The organism is Comamonas koreensis (genome assembly GCF_014076495.1).
Lineage (GTDB): Bacteria > Pseudomonadota > Gammaproteobacteria > Burkholderiales > Burkholderiaceae_C > Comamonas > Comamonas squillarum.
Genome location: NZ_CP043575.1, coordinates 943,409 through 958,983 on the forward strand (window position 1 = coordinate 943,409; position 15,575 = coordinate 958,983).

General features: G+C 65.2%; 10 protein-coding genes. 5 read left to right on the forward strand and 5 right to left on the reverse strand.

The features are described from left to right. Window positions 1-85 precede the first annotated feature (85 nt). Together F0Q04_RS04350 and F0Q04_RS04355 are read right to left on the reverse strand one after the other, a co-directional pair. The gene (locus tag F0Q04_RS04350; RefSeq protein WP_182344647.1) at window positions 86-526 is read right to left on the reverse strand and encodes a hypothetical protein; all 441 of its coding nucleotides are present in this window, start codon (window positions 524-526) and stop codon (window positions 86-88) included. A gap of 67 nt (window positions 527-593) precedes the next feature. Beyond that, a complete protein-coding gene (locus tag F0Q04_RS04355; protein ID WP_021026609.1) occupies window positions 594-1,337 on the reverse strand; it encodes a TerC family protein in 744 nt (247 codons plus the stop codon). A gap of 468 nt (window positions 1,338-1,805) precedes the next feature. Between F0Q04_RS04355 and F0Q04_RS04360 the strand changes: the two genes are divergently transcribed. Then, the gene (locus tag F0Q04_RS04360) at window positions 1,806-2,234 is read left to right on the forward strand and encodes a DUF3717 domain-containing protein (protein ID WP_182344649.1); all 429 of its coding nucleotides are present in this window, start codon (window positions 1,806-1,808) and stop codon (window positions 2,232-2,234) included. Here F0Q04_RS04360 and F0Q04_RS04365 read toward each other — a convergent pair. Both F0Q04_RS04365 and purB read right to left on the reverse strand, forming a co-directional pair. After that, window positions 2,218-2,778, reverse strand: a complete 561-nt coding sequence (locus tag F0Q04_RS04365) for a YaeQ family protein (RefSeq protein WP_021026607.1) — start codon at window positions 2,776-2,778, stop codon at window positions 2,218-2,220. The two genes, F0Q04_RS04360 and F0Q04_RS04365, sit on opposite strands and share 17 nt — an antisense overlap. A gap of 136 nt (window positions 2,779-2,914) precedes the next feature. Then, window positions 2,915-4,294, reverse strand: coding sequence for an adenylosuccinate lyase (gene purB / locus F0Q04_RS04370; RefSeq protein WP_182344651.1), 1,380 nt, complete (start codon window positions 4,292-4,294; stop codon window positions 2,915-2,917). Window positions 4,295-4,452: 158 nt separating this feature from the next. On the opposite strand from purB, the gene F0Q04_RS04375 reads away from it, so the two are divergent. Further along, window positions 4,453-5,076, forward strand: coding sequence for a glutathione S-transferase family protein (locus F0Q04_RS04375; RefSeq protein ID WP_182344653.1), 624 nt, complete (start codon window positions 4,453-4,455; stop codon window positions 5,074-5,076). 514 nt (window positions 5,077-5,590) lie between these two features. Here F0Q04_RS04375 and glnE read toward each other — a convergent pair. Further along, a complete protein-coding gene (glnE, locus tag F0Q04_RS04380; RefSeq protein ID WP_182344655.1) occupies window positions 5,591-8,326 on the reverse strand; it encodes a bifunctional [glutamate--ammonia ligase]-adenylyl-L-tyrosine phosphorylase/[glutamate--ammonia-ligase] adenylyltransferase in 2,736 nt (911 codons plus the stop codon). 121 nt (window positions 8,327-8,447) lie between these two features. Here glnE and F0Q04_RS04385 point away from each other — a divergent pair, with 121 nt between their 5' ends. The 3 genes from F0Q04_RS04385 to F0Q04_RS04395 all read left to right on the forward strand — a co-directional run bounded on the left by F0Q04_RS04385 (window position 8,448) and on the right by F0Q04_RS04395 (window position 15,567). Continuing rightward, a complete protein-coding gene (locus F0Q04_RS04385) occupies window positions 8,448-12,620 on the forward strand; it encodes a YhdP family protein (protein WP_182344657.1) in 4,173 nt (1,390 codons plus the stop codon). Window positions 12,621-12,721: 101 nt separating this feature from the next. Further along, on the forward strand, window positions 12,722-13,537 hold the full coding sequence (locus F0Q04_RS04390) for a carbon-nitrogen hydrolase family protein (RefSeq protein ID WP_182344659.1): 816 nt from the start codon (window positions 12,722-12,724) through the stop codon (window positions 13,535-13,537). Further along, the gene (locus tag F0Q04_RS04395; RefSeq protein ID WP_116926200.1) at window positions 13,537-15,567 is read left to right on the forward strand and encodes a sensor histidine kinase; all 2,031 of its coding nucleotides are present in this window, start codon (window positions 13,537-13,539) and stop codon (window positions 15,565-15,567) included. Before F0Q04_RS04390 ends, F0Q04_RS04395 begins: the two co-directional genes overlap by 1 nt. The last annotated feature ends 8 nt before the right edge of the window (window positions 15,568-15,575 follow it).

Consider the following 15,575-nt stretch of genomic DNA (forward strand, 5'->3'; position numbering starts at 1 on the left):
TCCAATGATGGAAGGTTTGTTTACCGAGCCCAGCCATGAAAAAAGCGCCCGAAGGCGCTTTGTGTTGGGTGATGAGGCTGATGGCTTACACGCCGTCCAGCACCAAGCTGAAGCAGATACCCAGAATCCCCAGCAGCGAGCCTGCCAGCTTGGCAGGACGTGGCACAAAGTCGGCCGATGGTGGCTCGGAGATGGCCTTGGGGCGGCGCCAGTCCAGCACTTCGGCCTCGGGGTACTCGGCGTGGAGCTGGGCGGTCATTTGCTGCACGCTCACTTCCGAGATATGGGTCGAGACGCGGGCGCGCTGCAGCTGGGTGCTTTGCGGGATCAGGCCTTCAAACAGGTTTTTGGCCCACTTGTTGCGCCACTTTTCGAGGGTGCTGCGATTGCCCCAGCGGCTGGCCCTGCGGGTGATCTTGGGGGCGCAAGCCACCAGCACCCAGTGCTCGTCGTTGATGGTTGCGCACTCGTTCAAGCGCTGCAGGGCAAAGGCGGCATCATCTACAAAGACTATTTTTACGTTCATCCAAGTGGCCTAAGTGGGGCTGGCAGCGTGGGGCTGCCAGCGGTGGTGGTAGAGGGCGGTTATAGGCTTAGTGTACGTTGGCCGCCGGGAGTTCCTTGGCTTTTTTGCTGGCCAGCCATTTGCCCAGCACCAGCACGACCAGTGCGCCCGCCGCAGCAGCTGCATAGTGCAGGGTCTTGCTCTGGTCGATCTTGAACATCCAGGTCCACTTGTCGGGGTTGGCAAACACGGGGTCAGAGACCAGCATGCCGCCCGCAATCCAGCCCAGCAGCATGCCGCCAGCGGTGATGACCATCGGGAAGCGCTCCATCAGCTTGATGACCAACTGGCTGCCCCAGACGATGATCGGGATCGAGATCAGCAGGCCCAGAACGATCAGCAGCATGTGGTGCTCGTCGCCGGCGTTCTGTGCGGCGCCAGCAATGGCGATCACGTTGTCCACGCTCATCACCAGGTCGGCAACGATGATGGTCTTGATGGCGGCAAACAGGCGGTCGCTGCCTTGGATGTTGCCATGGTCTTCGTCTTCAGGCACCAGCAGCTTGACGCCGATCCAGAACAGCAAGATGGCGCCGACAAACTTCAGGAACGGCAGGGCCAGCAGGAACATCGCGAACGCGATCAGGATGACGCGCAAGATGATCGCGCCAGCGGTACCGAAGATGATGCCTTTGCGGCGCAGGTCAGGGGGCAGCTTGCGGCATGCCAGGGCAATCACCACCGCGTTGTCGCCGCCCAGCAGGATGTCGATGATGATGATTTGGCCCAGTGCAATCCAGAAGGGCGCGTGCGTCAGAAAATCCAAGTCCATGTAAGCACCTAATTTTTGAAAAAGCGGCCCATGCACCATGCACAGACCAGCCAGTGGGGTGTCGTTACAAGTCAGGGAGGCGACGTGGTTCAGCGTTGGCGCCGTGATGGCCAACCGCCGGGCAGTAGCTTCGAAGACCTGTGGTGCGGCACCATGGTTTTCAAAGGTCTTGCTCAGATCATGTGGGCCATGAACCTAACGCGCCGGAAGCCGTGAGGCTTCGTACTGACGACGCATTACATGTCTCTGCACTTGCCGCTGGCAAGGCATCAACGGGAGCTACTCCCCTTCGTCAGCGCGTATTGGAACACAAACCAAGCACTTTGGGGTGACAAAGACCGGGCCACTGCACAGAGTATTCCCGCATGTGTGTGTTTGCCCACACCTGTGGATAACAAGCTGTGAACAAGTGGGGGCGCATCGCCGCTTGGCGGTTCGGCCACTTCAGGGCTATCATCGATGGCAGCTATGGAACTCATCCACCTGACCGATCTGGAAGCAGCCATCAACCATTGGCGTCAGCGTGCGCCCAGTGGCCCTGGCGCATCCTTGGCGCCGCAGGTGGCTGCGCTGGCCGAGGTCTACGCGCGGCTGGTCTACCAGCGCCGCGATGGGGTGGATGTGCGCGAGATGGGCGATGCGGCCATGCAGGCCTGGCTGGCCTGGTGGGAGACCACACCGGATACGCCCTGCATCGCCATCTGCTCGACCAGCCAGGGCGATGCGGTCTGCAAGGGCTGCGGCCGCAGCTTTGACGAGGTGCAGCACTGGCTGGCCTACAGCCCCGTGCAAAAGCGGGCGGTGTGGCGGCGCATCAGCCTGCAGGGCACGGCCTGGCGCTTCAACCGCTATGCGGAACGTGCGCGTTCCGCAGGCGGCATCACTTCCAGCGAATAGGTTCTACAAAGACCGTGCCCTTGTCGCTGGACAGGGTCAGCTGGCCTTCCTGGATGGTGGCCTGCAGCTGCATGCTGCGCTCGGCCAGATCGGCCAGCGATTGGGACACCTCGGTCGGCAGGCGGAACACCTCGAGCTTTTCCTGGCGCGCGAGCTTGCCTTCCAGGCCCTTCCACCAGATCTCGGCTGCATGGTTGAAGCAGTACACCAGCATGTGGTCCGACTTGTTGCAGGCCTTGGTGATCGGCTTTTCTTCGGGCTGGCCCACTTCGATCCAGATGCGCTTGGCGCCGGTGAAGTCGGTCAGGTGCACATCAGGGTTGTCCGGGTCGGACAGGCCGGCGCCAAAGCCCAAGGTGCCGTCGCCATTGCACAGGTCCTGCAGCTGGTGGGCGTTCAGGGCCAGCGCCACCAGGCGCACCATCATGCGCTCGTCGGTTTCGCTGGGGTGGCGCGCCAGGGTCAGGTTGTGGTCGGCGTAGTAGTTGTGGTCGATATCGGCAATCGACAGATTGGCCTTGTAGATCGTGGATTTGATAGCCATGGGGCAGGGTCTGGTGACGAAGCCTGGGCTTCGGGGGTGAATCCGGCGCGCCAGGCTGGCGCATTGCGCTTGGCCGGGCGGTGAGAGAAAAAAGGCAAGAGGCCAGGGAGCGCCTGGCCTCCTGGGGAGAGCGTACTTAAACGCGCTGGGCCAGCTCGGTGGCCTTGCCGATGTAGCTGGCCGGGGTCATGGCCAGCAGGCGCTCCTTGTCAGCCTGCGGGATCTCCAGGCTGCGGATCAGCTGGTGCAGGTCTTCGGCGCGCACCGTCTTGCCACGGGTGACTTCCTTGAGCTTTTCATAGGCGCCTTGCACGCCATAGCGGCGCATGACGGTCTGGATCGGCTCGGCCAGCACTTCCCAGGCATTGTCCAGGTCTTCGGCCAGGCGCTCTTCGTTCAGCTCCAGCTTGTTCAGGCCGGTCATCAGCGAGGTGTAGGCCAGTGCGGCATAGCCGGTGGCCACGCCGATGTTGCGCAGCACGGTCGAGTCGGTCAGGTCACGCTGCCAGCGGCTGATCGGCAGCTTCTCCGACAGGTGGCGCAGCAGTGCATTGGCCAGGCCCAGGTTGCCTTCGGCGTTTTCGAAGTCGATCGGGTTGACCTTGTGCGGCATCGTCGACGAGCCGATCTCGCCGGCTTTGAGGCGCTGCTTGAAGTAGCCCACCGAGACATAGCCCCAGATGTCACGCGAGAGGTCGATCAGGATGGTGTTGGCGCGGGCGATGCCGTCGAACAGTTCAGCCATGTAGTCATGCGGCTCGATCTGGATCGAGTAGGGCTGGAAAGTGAGGCCCAGGCCCTGGGGCTCGTGCTTTTCCACGACGTTCTTGCTGAAGCTTTCCCAGTCGAACTCGGGCCAGGCCGACAGGTGGGCGTTGTAGTTGCCCACGGCGCCGTTCATCTTGGCCAGCAGCTTGACATTGGCAATGCCGTCCATCGCCGCTTGCAGGCGCACCACCACGTTGGCCAGTTCCTTGCCCACGGTCGTGGGGCTGGCGGTCTGGCCGTGCGTGCGGCTGAGCATGGGCACAGCCGCATACTGGTGCGCCATCTCGCGCAGCTTGAGCACCACGCGGTCCAGGCCCGGCAGGATCACCTGGTCGCGGCCAGCGCGGATTTGCAGCGCATGGCTGGTGTTGTTGATGTCTTCGCTGGTGCAGGCAAAGTGCACAAACTCGGCCGCCTTGAGCAGCTCTGGGCGTGCCTCGAACTTGCTCTTGATCCAGTACTCCACCGCCTTCACGTCGTGGTTGGTGGTCTTCTCGATGTCCTTGATCGCCTGGGCATCGGCTTCGCTGAAGTTATTGACCAGGCCGTGCAGGTAGCTGCGCGCACCCTCGGACAGCGGCGAGAACTCGGCAAAACCGGCATCGGACAGCGCGATGAACCAGGTGATCTCCACCTGGACACGGCGATGCATGTAGCCAAATTCGCTCATGATCGGGCGCAGGGTGGACAGTTTGGAGGCGTAACGGCCATCCAGCGGAGAAAGGGCGGTAAGGGAAGACAGGCTCATGGGCCGCTATTGTAGAAGCGGGCCGTTTGCCGCGGCTGCAGTCTGGATTTGCCTAATTACAATCGAGAGGTGCAAATGTCCCGTGCGGACCCCCATGCCCATGGCAGCTTGGAGGGCCCTGCGGACCGGATCGACGCCACCTGCCTGAGCCTGAAGCTATGAAATTGCTAGGAAGCCTGACCAGTCCCTATGTGCGCAAGGTGCGCGTGGTGCTGGCCGAGAAAAAACTCGATTACCGCCTGGAGACCCTGGATGTCTGGGGCGACGGGGCTACGATCGCCTCGGTCAACCCCTTGGGCAAGGTGCCTTGCCTGGTGCTGGACGATGGTTCGGTGCTGGTGGACTCGCGGGTGATCGTCGAGTACCTGGACACCTTGTCGCCGGTGGGCCGGCTGATCCCCAGCCTGGGCCGCGAGCGCGCCGAAGTGCGCAGCTGGGAGGCGATGGCCGATGGTGTGCTCGATGCCGCCGTGCTGGCGCGCATGGAATATGCCTTTGCCGGCCGCTCGGCCGAGCAGCGCAGCCCCGCCTGGGTGGAGCGCCAGCTGGGCAAGGTCTGGGCAGGGCTGGAGGCCATGGGCAACGGCCTGGGCCAGAAAACCTATTTTGCCGGCGCGGGTGTGCACATCAGCCTGGCCGATATCGCCGTGGGCTGCGCGCTGGCCTGGCTGCGCTTTCGCTTTCCCGAGCTGGATTGGGCGTCGCGCCACCCCAATCTGGCGCAGCTGCTGGAGCGCCTGGAAGCCCGGCCCAGCTTTGCGGCGACGCAGCCCCAGGGCTGAGGCGCTCCCGAACTGCAGCCCGAAGGCTGAGGCGCTCCCGACCTGCTGGCTCAGGGCTGAGAGGCTCCCGAGCCTACAGCCACGGGCAGGCTGCGCGCGGGCAAAAAAAGGCCCAGTCGTCTGGACTGGGCCTGGGTATAAAAAAAGTTGCGAAGCGTCCCGAAGTGAATGATAGAGAGGGAGGGAGGAGAAGCACTTCAGGTTTGCAGTCATGCCGGATTGGGCCTGAAAGACTTCGCAACATTAAAAAGGGTCGGTAAAAACTGCTTCTGTCGCCTTTACATGGTTCACAGAGTGGAAGGTCGGTTTTAAGTTTCCGCCTGCCACCATAAATGTATTGTAAACAAATAAATAATTTGTTTCATTACGTTATCATTCGTCGAATTAATCAGTGAGCGTTAGGCGATAGTACATCGTTTTGAATGCCGTTGCGCGTAAGTGAATGCTAGCGACGGGTGATGACGCAGTATAAACCCTTATGAATTCCCGAGTTCCATCGGTCTTTCTGCAGGTTTTATGCGGTCTGTAACACCGTTGCCCACAGCGTTCGCACCGTCTGCTGCTCTTCGAGCAAAGCCGTCTCAGGCACCTGGGTGGGCGCCTCGTTCAGCCTGGCCAAATGTTGCACACGGCGCAATGCGCGGTAGGCATTCGCACTCGCCTCGCCCATGCCTTCGGGCAGCAAACCGGCACTTTCGGCACGGCGCAGCAAGGTGATGTTGCCCAGGTTGGGACGCAATTGGGGATTGCAAGCCGAATGCAGCAAAACCAGGTACTGCACGGCAAACTCCACATCCATCATGCCGCCCACGCTGTGCTTGACATCGAACAAGCCAGCGGGCACCGCATGGGCGCTGCGCACGCGCTCGCGCATGGTGGCGATCTCGCTGCGCAGCGCTGGCGCGTCGCGTGGGGCAGTGATCACCGCTTCGCGCACCGCATCAAAGCGGGCCGCCAGCGCAGGGCTCCCCAGCACAAAGCGGGCGCGCGTCATCGCCTGGTGCTCCCAGGTCCAGGCGGTGTTGCTGCCGCGCTGCTGCTGGTAGTTGGCGTAGGAGTCAAAGCTGGTGACCAGCAGGCCGGAGTTGCCGTTGGGGCGCAGCGCCGTGTCGATCTCGAACAGGTCGCCTTCGCCGGTCTTGACGGTGAGCCAGCTGATGAGCTTGCGCACAAAGGCCGAATAGACCTCGGGTGCGCGCTCGTCGTCGTCGTCGAAGACAAAGACGATGTCCAGGTCGCTGCCATAGCCCAGTTCCTTGCCGCCGAGCTTGCCGTAGCCGATGATGCCGAACTGCGGCTCGGCGCGGTGCGCGCTCTTGAGCCGGCCCCAGCACCAGCGCGTGGTCACGCGCAGCACGGCATCGGCCAGTGCCGAGAGGTCATCGGCCACCTGCTCGACCGTGATCTGCTGCTCGATGTCGCGCGCCAAGGTGCGGAAGGTCTCGGCATGGTGGGCGCGGCGCAGCAGGTTCAGCAGGTTCTCGTCATCGTCTTCGGCGGTGGATTGCAGCGCGGCACGGCGCCGCTCCAGATCCGCCTCAAACTCCTGCGGGTTGAAGCGCTCATGCATCAGTGCATCGCTGGCCAGCTCGTCGATGACGCCGGGGTGCTGCAGCATGTAGCGGGCCGGCCATTTGGCCGCGCCCAGCATGTGCATCAGTTTTTCATGCACGGCCGGGCGCTCCTGCAGCATGGCCAGGTAGCTTTCGCGGCGCAGCAGCGATTCCATCCAGTCGGCCAGCCGCACCGCGGCGATCTCGCTGACCTGGCCCTGGCTGAGCCACTGGGCCGTGCGCTGCAGCAGCAAAACCAGGCGCCCCAGGCCCGCATCGCTCAGGTAGCTGTAGCGGGGATTGCGCTGCCACTGCAGCACGCGCTCGCGCACCGCCTCGGGCAGCTTGGGCAGCACGGTCTCCAGTTCGGGCGCGCTGGCAGCGGCCCCCTTGGCGCCGCCGCATTGGCCGCTCTTGCAGGCTTCGTTGCCGCCCAGCAGTTTGTCAAACTCCTGTGCGACCAGCTCGCGGTGCGCATCGAGCTGGTGCAAGAAGCGGCACTCGTCGTCATAGCCCAGCGTCTGGGCCATCCACCGCAGGTCGTCATCGCGCGTGGGCAGCACATGGGTCTGCTGGTCGTCCAGGTACTGGATGCGGTGCTCCACCTTGCGCAGAAAGATATAGGCCTCGGCCAGGGCCTGTGCGGTTTCGGGCGCCATCAGGTTGGCGCGCTCCAGGCGGGGCAGGGCCTCCAAGGTGGCGCGGCAGCGCAGCTCGGGGAACTGGCCGCCTCGCACCACCTGCAGCAGCTGCACGATGAACTCGATCTCGCGGATGCCGCCGCGCGAGAGCTTGACGTCATTGGCGCGCTCGGGGTGGCCCGCGCTGCGCTTGGCCGCATGCTCGCGGATCTGGCGGTGCAGGCTGCGCAGCGAATCGAAGACCGCGTAGTCGAGGTAGCGGCGGAACACAAAGGGCAGCACCGCGCCGCGCAGCGCCTGCACATTGGGGCTGCGGATATCGGCCAGTGGCGCCACGATGCGGCTCTTGAGCCAGGCAAAGCGCTCCCACTCGCGGCCATGGGTCTGCAGGTAGTCTTCCAGCGCCGCGACCGAGATGGCGGCCGGGCCGGAGTTGCCATTGGGCCGCAGCATCAAGTCCACGCGGAACACAAAGCCGTGCTCGGTGGTCTCGCCGATCAGCTGGTAGATCAGCTTGATCGCGCGGATGAAGTACTCATGGTTGCTGAGCTTGCCCCGGCCATCGGGCTGGCCCTGGGTCTCGCCCTCTTGCTCGTAGATATAGATCAGGTCGATGTCGCTGGAGACATTGAGCTCGCGCGCGCCCAGCTTGCCCATGCCGATCACCCACAGCTGCACCGGGTTGCCATCGGCATCACGCGGGGCGCCATGGCGGCTGTCCAGCTCAGCCCGGGCGGCGGTGCAGGCCGCGTCCAAGGCCAGCTCGGCCAGCTCGGTCACGCCCTGGGTGATGGTCTGCAGATCGGCCTGCTCGTCGCAGTCCAGGTGCACCAGGCGCTCCATCACCAGCTGGCGAAGAATGCGCAGCGCAGCGCCCAGTGCATAGCCCTGGGCCTGCAGCGCAGCCAGGGTCGGTGCCATCGTGGCATGCGTGGGGGGGCCGCTGGGCAGCAGGTCGAGCAAACCCTCGTAGCGGCGGTGCAGGCGCTGGACGAAGCGCGAATGCTCAGACAGAGGCAGGCTGGCCTGCGGGGGCGTGATATCCGTGTGTGCCATAGCGCTTTATCGACAATGTCCTGCGGCAGACCTGTTCAAATGCTCACATATGCAACGCGAGCGAGGGACTTGCCGCGGGTCATAATTTCGCTTTCCCCTTACTGATTGGACTCGATTGACTGTGCGCGCGCCCCGATTGCTCAAGCTCGCTGCCAAGCTGGTGCAATGGTCGCTGGGCTTATTGCTGGGCTTGGTGCTGCTGATGGCCATGGCCGTGGCGGCGCTGCATTGGTGGATTGTGCCCCGTATCAATGACTTTCGCCCGCAAGTGGAATCTAGGCTATCGCAGGCGCTGGGGGTGCCGGTGCGCATCGACCGCCTGCAGGCCGATGGCAACAACAGTCTGGTGCCTGCGATTGCGGTGCAGGGCCTGCGCATCGCGCAGCCCGATGGCTCTGCCGGGTTTACCCTGGATACGATCCAGGTCGCCTTGTCGGTGCCGTCACTGTTGCGACTGCGGGCCGAGCAGATCGTCATCAACGCGCCGCAGTTGACGGTGCAGCGCGCCGCTGACGGCAGTGTGCGCGTGGCCGGTGTGCTGGTGGAAACATCGCAGAACCAGGACAGCGGCAGTGCCGCCGACTGGCTGTTTCGCCAGCGCGAAGTCCTGGTCCAGGGCGGCAGCATCACCTGGGATGACCAGCTGCGCGGTCTGCCGCCTGTCACCTTCAGCGACGTGCATCTGCTGCTGCGCAACCCCGGCCTGCGCCATGAATGGCAACTGCGTGTGCGCCCGCCCGAGGACTGGGGCGACGCGCTGGAGCTGCGCGGCCGCATGCACCAGCCCATCTGGGCGCTGCACGATGGCCGCTGGAAGCACTGGAGTGGCCAGCTCTACCTAGAGGCGCTCCAGCTCAATGCCGCAGCGATGGCGCCCTACCTGCCGCCGGCGATGGGCCTGCAGCAAGGCCAGGGCTCGGCGCGCCTCTGGCTCGATGTGACGCGCGGCAAGCTCAGCAACGGCACGGCCGATGTGGCCTTGCGCGATGTGGGCGTGCGCCGCCAAGCTGCGGCGGCCAGCGATGACAAAGCGGCGCAGGGCACGGTGCTGCTGCTGCGCTCGGTGCAGGGACGCATCGGCGGCGCCGCCGATGACAGCGGCTTTCGCGTGCTGACGGAGAACCTGGCGGTGGAGTCGGCCAACGGCGAGCAATGGCCCGGTGGCAGCGCCCGCATCAACCATGTCTATGCCCAGGGCAAGCAGCCCAGCGAGACGGAAGCCAGTGCCAAGTCGCTCGATATTGCCTCGCTGGCTCAGCTGGCGCGGCTGCTGCCCATCCCCGACAACGCCCGCCAGTGGTTGCAGAGCAACCGGCCCGCCGGCCTGATCCGCAGCGCATCGGCCCATTGGCGTGGCGACATGGATACCTTGCAGGACTGGCAGGTCAAGGCCGATGTGGGCCAGCTGGCCTTTGGCATGCCGGCTGCCGCGCCACGCGCCAATGCGGCGCGCGACAGCCATGGCGGCCTGGTGCTGGCGGGCGGGCAGCCGCATGTGGGCCTGCGCGGGCTGGATCTGACGATTGATGCGCGGGCCGGTGGCGGCCAGGCCAAGATGGCCTTTGCCGATGGCGCGCTCTACCTGCCGTCGGTGTTTGAAGACCCGCAGGTCCCCATCACCTCGGCCAGCACCCAGCTGCAGTGGACGGTGCAGGGCGAGCATATCCAGATGCAGTCCGAGCGGCTGGAGTTTGCCAATGCGCATGCGGCCGGCCATGCGCGCTGGTCCTGGCAGACGGCCGACCCGCAGAAGACGGGGTCCCACTCGCGCTTTCCTGGCATCCTGCAGCTCAAGGGCATGCTCGAGCGGGCCGATGGCACCCAGGTGCACCGCTATTTGCCGCTGCACATTCCACCCGATGCACGCCACTATGTGCGCGATGCCGTTCTGGCCGGCCAGGCCAGCAATGTGCAGTTCGAGATCAACGGCGATCTGTGGGAAGTGCCTTTCCCCGATTCGCGCCACGGCCTGTTCCGCATCGTGGCACCCGTGCGCGATGTGCGCTATGCCTATGTGCCCAACTCGCACCTGCACCCCGGCGAAAAGCCCTGGCCGGAGCTCAACCGCCTCTCGGGCGAGCTGGTGTTTGAGGGCAATGGCATGCAGGTCAACAAGGCCAAGGGCATTCTGGACAGCAACCAGCGCATCGTGGTCGACCAGACCAGTGCCCAGATTCCCGACTTCCATGCCACGCGCGTGCTTGTCAATGCACAGGCCAATGGGCCCTTGGCCGATATGCTGGCCACCGTGCGCGGCAGCGCGATTGATGCGCTGACCCAGCAGGCACTGGCGCAGACCCAGGCCGATGGTGATGCCCAACTGCAGCTCAAGCTCGACCTGCCGGTGCATGACATGGCCCAGGCCAAGGTCGATGGCAAGGTGCTGCTGCCGGGCAACCGTATCCAGTTCCATGATGACTCGCCGGTGGTCGACAAGGTTACCGGCGCGGTGCAGTTCTCCGAGCATGGTTTTGCGCTGCAGGAGCTGCAGGGCCAGGCGCTGGGCGGTGCGGTCAAGTTCTCCGGTGGCATGGATGTCAGCGGCCTGCCCGCTGGCGCGGACCATGGCCCCCGCCTTAAGGTGCGCGCCAATGGCGTGGCCACGGCCGACGGCCTGCTGCGCGCCAAGGAACTGGGCCCGGTGGTGCAGCTGGCGCAACTGGCCCAAGGCCAGGCCGCCTACCAGTTGGACATCAGCATGGCCCAGGGCGTGCCGCTGGTGGAGGTGCGCAGCGATCTGGCCGGTATGGCCCTGGCGCTGCCGGTGCCGCTGAAAAAGGCGGCCGATGAGGTCTGGCCGACGCACTTTGCCAGCACCGTGCCGGAGGCGGCGCCGTCAGCGCTGGTGCGGCAGAACATGCAGCTCGATGTGGGTGGGCGCCTGCAGCTGCGCTATGTGCGCGATATCAGCAGCGATGACAAGGTGCCCGACAAGGTGGTCAGTGGCGTGCTGCGCCTGGGCGCCGGCGCGCTGACCTTGCCGGCCAAGGGCGTGATTGCCGAGGTGCAGTTGCCGCAGGTCGATGTGCAGGAGTGGCAGGCGCTGGCCCAGCGCCTCAAGGCCATGGCGCCGGCACAGAAGACGACTGTGGCAGAGGGCGCAGCGGCCGCAGGGGCGGCCCCCCCTGCGTCGCCCGCCGATGGCGACGCCTATGCCGCCTTTTTGCCCGACCACTGGGATATCCGCCTCGATACCGTGCAGGTGCGCGGCATGGATATCCACAACCTGCACCTGAGCGGCTCGCGCACGGGGCCGCGCTGGCGCAGCCAGGTCAGCTCCAGCCTGCTCGACGGCCAGCTGGAGTACGAGCAGGAGGCCAAGGGCCCGGGCACCATCCGCGCGCGGCTGAGCCAGCTGCGTGTGGGCCAGGAGGGCGCCGACAGCAAGGCCGCCGCCAGCCAAGATGACGCGCTGGGCCAGGAGCCCGGGCAGCTGCCGGCGCTCGATGTGGTGGTGGAGGACCTGCGCTGGCGCCAGCATTCGGTGGGCCGGCTGGAGGTTCAGGCCGTCAACCAGCGCCAAGCGGACAAATCCTGGTGGCAGCTGAAAAACATGGTGCTCTCGAACGATGCCGCCAGCCTGCACGCCAGTGGCGACTGGGGTGCCCAGCGCAGCAGCAGCGGCGGGCGCCGTACCGAGCTGGAAATGCGCCTGGACCTGAAGGACACCGGCGCGCTGCTGGGCCGCCTGGGCATGGCCGGTGTGGTGCGCCAGGGCAAGGGCTCGGTGCAGGGGCGCATCGGCTGGACGGGCAGCCCCGTGAGCCCGGACTACACCAGCATGGACGGCAAGCTGCATATCGATGTCGGCCAGGGCCAGTTTCTGAAGGTGGAGCCCGGTGCGGCCAAGCTGCTGGGCGTGCTCAACCTGCAGGCCTTGCCGCGCCGGCTGACCCTGGATTTCAAGGACGTGTTCAGCGCAGGCTTTGGCTTTGACTTTGTGCGTGGCGATGTGCTGGTGAGCGATGGCGTGGCCTCGACCACGAACATGCAGATGAAGGGCGTGACCGCTGCCGTGCTGCTCGAAGGCAGCGCCAACCTGCGCGATGAAACGCAGGACCTGCATGTGGTTGTCATCCCCGAGCTGAACACCACGACGATGGCGCTGGTGACCACCGCCATCAACCCGGTCATCGGCATTGGCACCTTCCTGGCCCAGGCCTTGTTCAAGGGGCCGCTGACGCAGGCGGTGACCCAGGAGTTCGAGGTCAGCGGCTCCTGGTCGGAGCCCGAGGTCAAGCGCGTGGGCCGCAGGCAGGAAGCGGACAGCAACGCGGTGGGCACCCCGCATTGAGCGCCCGGCCGCTGCGCTGAGTCACCTTCGATATCCGCAGGCACCGCGCCCGGTCAGCGGTTACGGATAATAGCTGCCAGTTTCTCTTGCAGGATGCATCGATGAAAGTAACCGCACTCCAAATGGTGACCAGCACAGACTGGGAGCACAACCGCGCGCAGGCCTGGCAGCTGTTGCAGCAGGCGGCAGCCGCTGGTGCGGAGCTGGCGGTGCTGCCCGAGTACTTCTGCCTGATGGGCGAGCGCGATACCGACAAGCTGGCGCTGGCCGAGCCGTTTGGCGAAGGCCCCATGCAGCGGTTCCTGGCCGACAGCGCCCGCAGCCTGGGGCTGTGGATCGTTGGCGGCACCGTGCCGCTGCAGGGGCCGGACGCCGCGCATGTCTACAACAGCAGCTGCGTCTACAACCCGCAGGGCGACTGCGTGGTGCGCTACGACAAGATGCATTTGTTTTGCTATGCCAACGAGCGCGAGTCCTATGACGAACACCGCGTCATCGCGCCTGGCCATGCGCCGGTGCACTTTGACCTGCCCAGCCACGATGGCCACCGCTGGCGCATCGGCCTGAGCATCTGCTACGACCTGCGCTTTCCCGAGCTCTACCGCCTGCATGCGCAGGCGGGCGCCCAGCTGATGCTGGTGCCCAGCGCCTTTACCTACACCACAGGCCAGGCGCACTGGGAGCTGCTGCTGCGCGCGCGTGCCGTCGAGAACCTGGCCTATGTGCTGGCCGCAGCCCAAGGCGGCCAGCATGAAAACGGCCGCCGCACCTGGGGCCACAGCATGGCCATCAACCCCTGGGGCGAGGTGATGGCGCTGCAGGCGAGCGAGCCCGGCATGGTGCTGGCCGACCTGGACTGGGCGCAACTGCAGCGCTGGCGCCAGCAGCTGCCTGCCTTGCAGCACCGCGTATGCTGATGGCGCATTGGGCGCAGTCGCTGGCGCAGCGCTGGCACCAGAGCTGGCGGCGTTGGTCGCTGTGGTCGGCGCTGGTGCTGCTGGTGGCGGGCACCTTGGTTACCCAGGTCTGGCTGGCCGGGCGCTATGAGATCTCTGAAGTGCAGCAGCGCCTGGACCGTGAGGCCCAAGATGCCGTCAGCGATATCCGCAGCCGGTTCAACGACAACGTCAACCGCCTGCGCAGCATGCCGCGCTATGACAGCGATGTGATGGCCTGGCAGTCGGCCGCGGCCACCATCTTGCGCAACCAGCGTGACCTGGCGCATATCGAGTGGCGCAACCCGCAGCTGCAGATCGAGGCCAGCGAGGAGTCGCCTTATTTGAACCTGCAGTGGTCGGCCATTGACCGCACCGGCATGAACACCGAGAGCCATACCGCCTGCCTGCGTGCCCGCAACACGGGAGCAGCCTCGTACGCGGGCAGCTATTTCCTGTCGCAGGGCAATGGCACCGGGCTGGAGCTGCTCGAACTGTGCGTGCCGGTGATTACTGGTGACCAGCTGCACGGCTTTGCGGTGGCCACCTACATCCTGCAGAACGTGCTGTCGGACCTGGTCAACGAGAGCCTGCGCCGCAACCATGAGCTGTCCTTCACCGAGACCGATGGCACGCGGCTGGCGATTGTCAGCACGCCCCGGCGCGGCACGCGCGTGTTCACCTCCAACCAGCTGCTCGATCTGCCCGGCGTGGCGCTGATGCTGCGGGTGGACAGCTGGCATGCGGCGCCCAATGTCTTTCCCAATGTGCTCACCGCCCTGGTCACCGGCATGTCGATCGCGCTGATCACCGTGCTGGTGGTGCTGGTGCGCGACAACCGCCGCCGCCTGAAAGCCGAGCGCGATCTGGGTGATGCGCTGGCCTTTCGCAAGGCGATGGAAGACTCGCTGGTGACAGGGCTGCGCGCGCGCGACCTGCATGGCAAGGTCACCTATGTGAACCCGGCGTTTTGCGAGATGGTGGGCTTTTCGGCCGAGGAGATTCTGGACCCGAGCAAGGCCACGCCTTACTGGCCGCCGGAGATGGCGCCCGAATACGCGCGCCGCCAGCAGATCCGCCTGTCAGGCCATTTGCCGCCGCCGCGCGAGGGCTATGAATCGACCTTCATGCACAAAGAAGGCCGGCGCTTTCCGGTGCTGATTTTCGAGGCCCCGCTGATCAATGCCGCCGGGCTGCATACCGGATGGATGAGCGCCTTTGTCGACATGAGCGAGCAGCGCCGGGTCGAGGAGCTCTCGCGCGCCTCGCAGGAGCGCCTGCAGGCCACCGCGCGCCTGGCGACGGTGGGCGAGATGGCCTCGCTGCTGAGCCACGAACTCAACCAGCCGCTGGCCGCGATCTCCAGCTATGCGACGGGCATCATGAACCTGCTGCCCGATGGCGCCTCGCCCGATGAGGTGCAGGAGCACCTGCCCGATGTGCGCATGGCCGTGCAGCGCATGGCCTTCCAGGCCGAGCGGGCGGGCAAGGTCATCAAGAGCGTGCATGGCTTTGTGCGCCGGCGCGACCAGTCGCGCGAGTTTTTGCAGGCCTCCGAGCTGATGGACGCGGTATTGCCGCTGGTGCGGCTGCAGGCGCGTAAACTCTATGTCGATGTGGCCACCGAGGTCGCGCCGGGCTTGCCCGCCGTTTTCTGTGACCGGACCATGGTCGAGCAGGTGCTGCTCAACCTCAGCCGCAATGGCATGCAGGCCATGGACTATGGCGGCACGCACCCCCGGGTGCTGCAGATGCTGGTGCGGCTGGCGCCCAGCGACGATGGCCGGTCCTGGGTGGAGTTTGTCGTGGCCGATGTGGGCGAGGGCATCACCGAGGAGGTGGCCGCACGCCTCTACACCCCCTTCTTCACCACCAAGGAGGAAGGCATGGGCCTGGGCCTGAGCCTGTGCCGCACTGTGGTCGAGCAGCATGGCAGCCACTTGCGCTATCTGCCCAACCAGCCCCGCGGGACCATCTTCAGTTTTACCCTGCCAACCTGGCGCAACGATTGAAAGTTCAG

What these genes read in the sequence shown, in the direction of transcription:
- F0Q04_RS04350 (WP_182344647.1), bottom strand. Translation starts at nt 526, where the DNA reads ATGAACGTAAAAATAGTCTTTGTAGATGATGCCGCCTTTGCCCTGCAG.
- F0Q04_RS04355 (WP_021026609.1), bottom strand. Translation starts at nt 1,337, where the DNA reads ATGGACTTGGATTTTCTGACGCACGCGCCCTTCTGGATTGCACTGGGC.
- F0Q04_RS04360 (WP_182344649.1), top strand. Translation starts at nt 1,806, where the DNA reads ATGGAACTCATCCACCTGACCGATCTGGAAGCAGCCATCAACCATTGG.
- F0Q04_RS04365 (WP_021026607.1), bottom strand. Translation starts at nt 2,778, where the DNA reads ATGGCTATCAAATCCACGATCTACAAGGCCAATCTGTCGATTGCCGAT.
- purB (WP_182344651.1), bottom strand. Translation starts at nt 4,294, where the DNA reads ATGAGCCTGTCTTCCCTTACCGCCCTTTCTCCGCTGGATGGCCGTTAC.
- F0Q04_RS04375 (WP_182344653.1), top strand. Translation starts at nt 4,453, where the DNA reads ATGAAATTGCTAGGAAGCCTGACCAGTCCCTATGTGCGCAAGGTGCGC.
- glnE (WP_182344655.1), bottom strand. Translation starts at nt 8,326, where the DNA reads ATGGCACACACGGATATCACGCCCCCGCAGGCCAGCCTGCCTCTGTCT.
- F0Q04_RS04390 (WP_182344659.1), top strand. Translation starts at nt 12,722, where the DNA reads ATGAAAGTAACCGCACTCCAAATGGTGACCAGCACAGACTGGGAGCAC.
- F0Q04_RS04395 (WP_116926200.1), top strand. Translation starts at nt 13,537, where the DNA reads ATGGCGCATTGGGCGCAGTCGCTGGCGCAGCGCTGGCACCAGAGCTGG.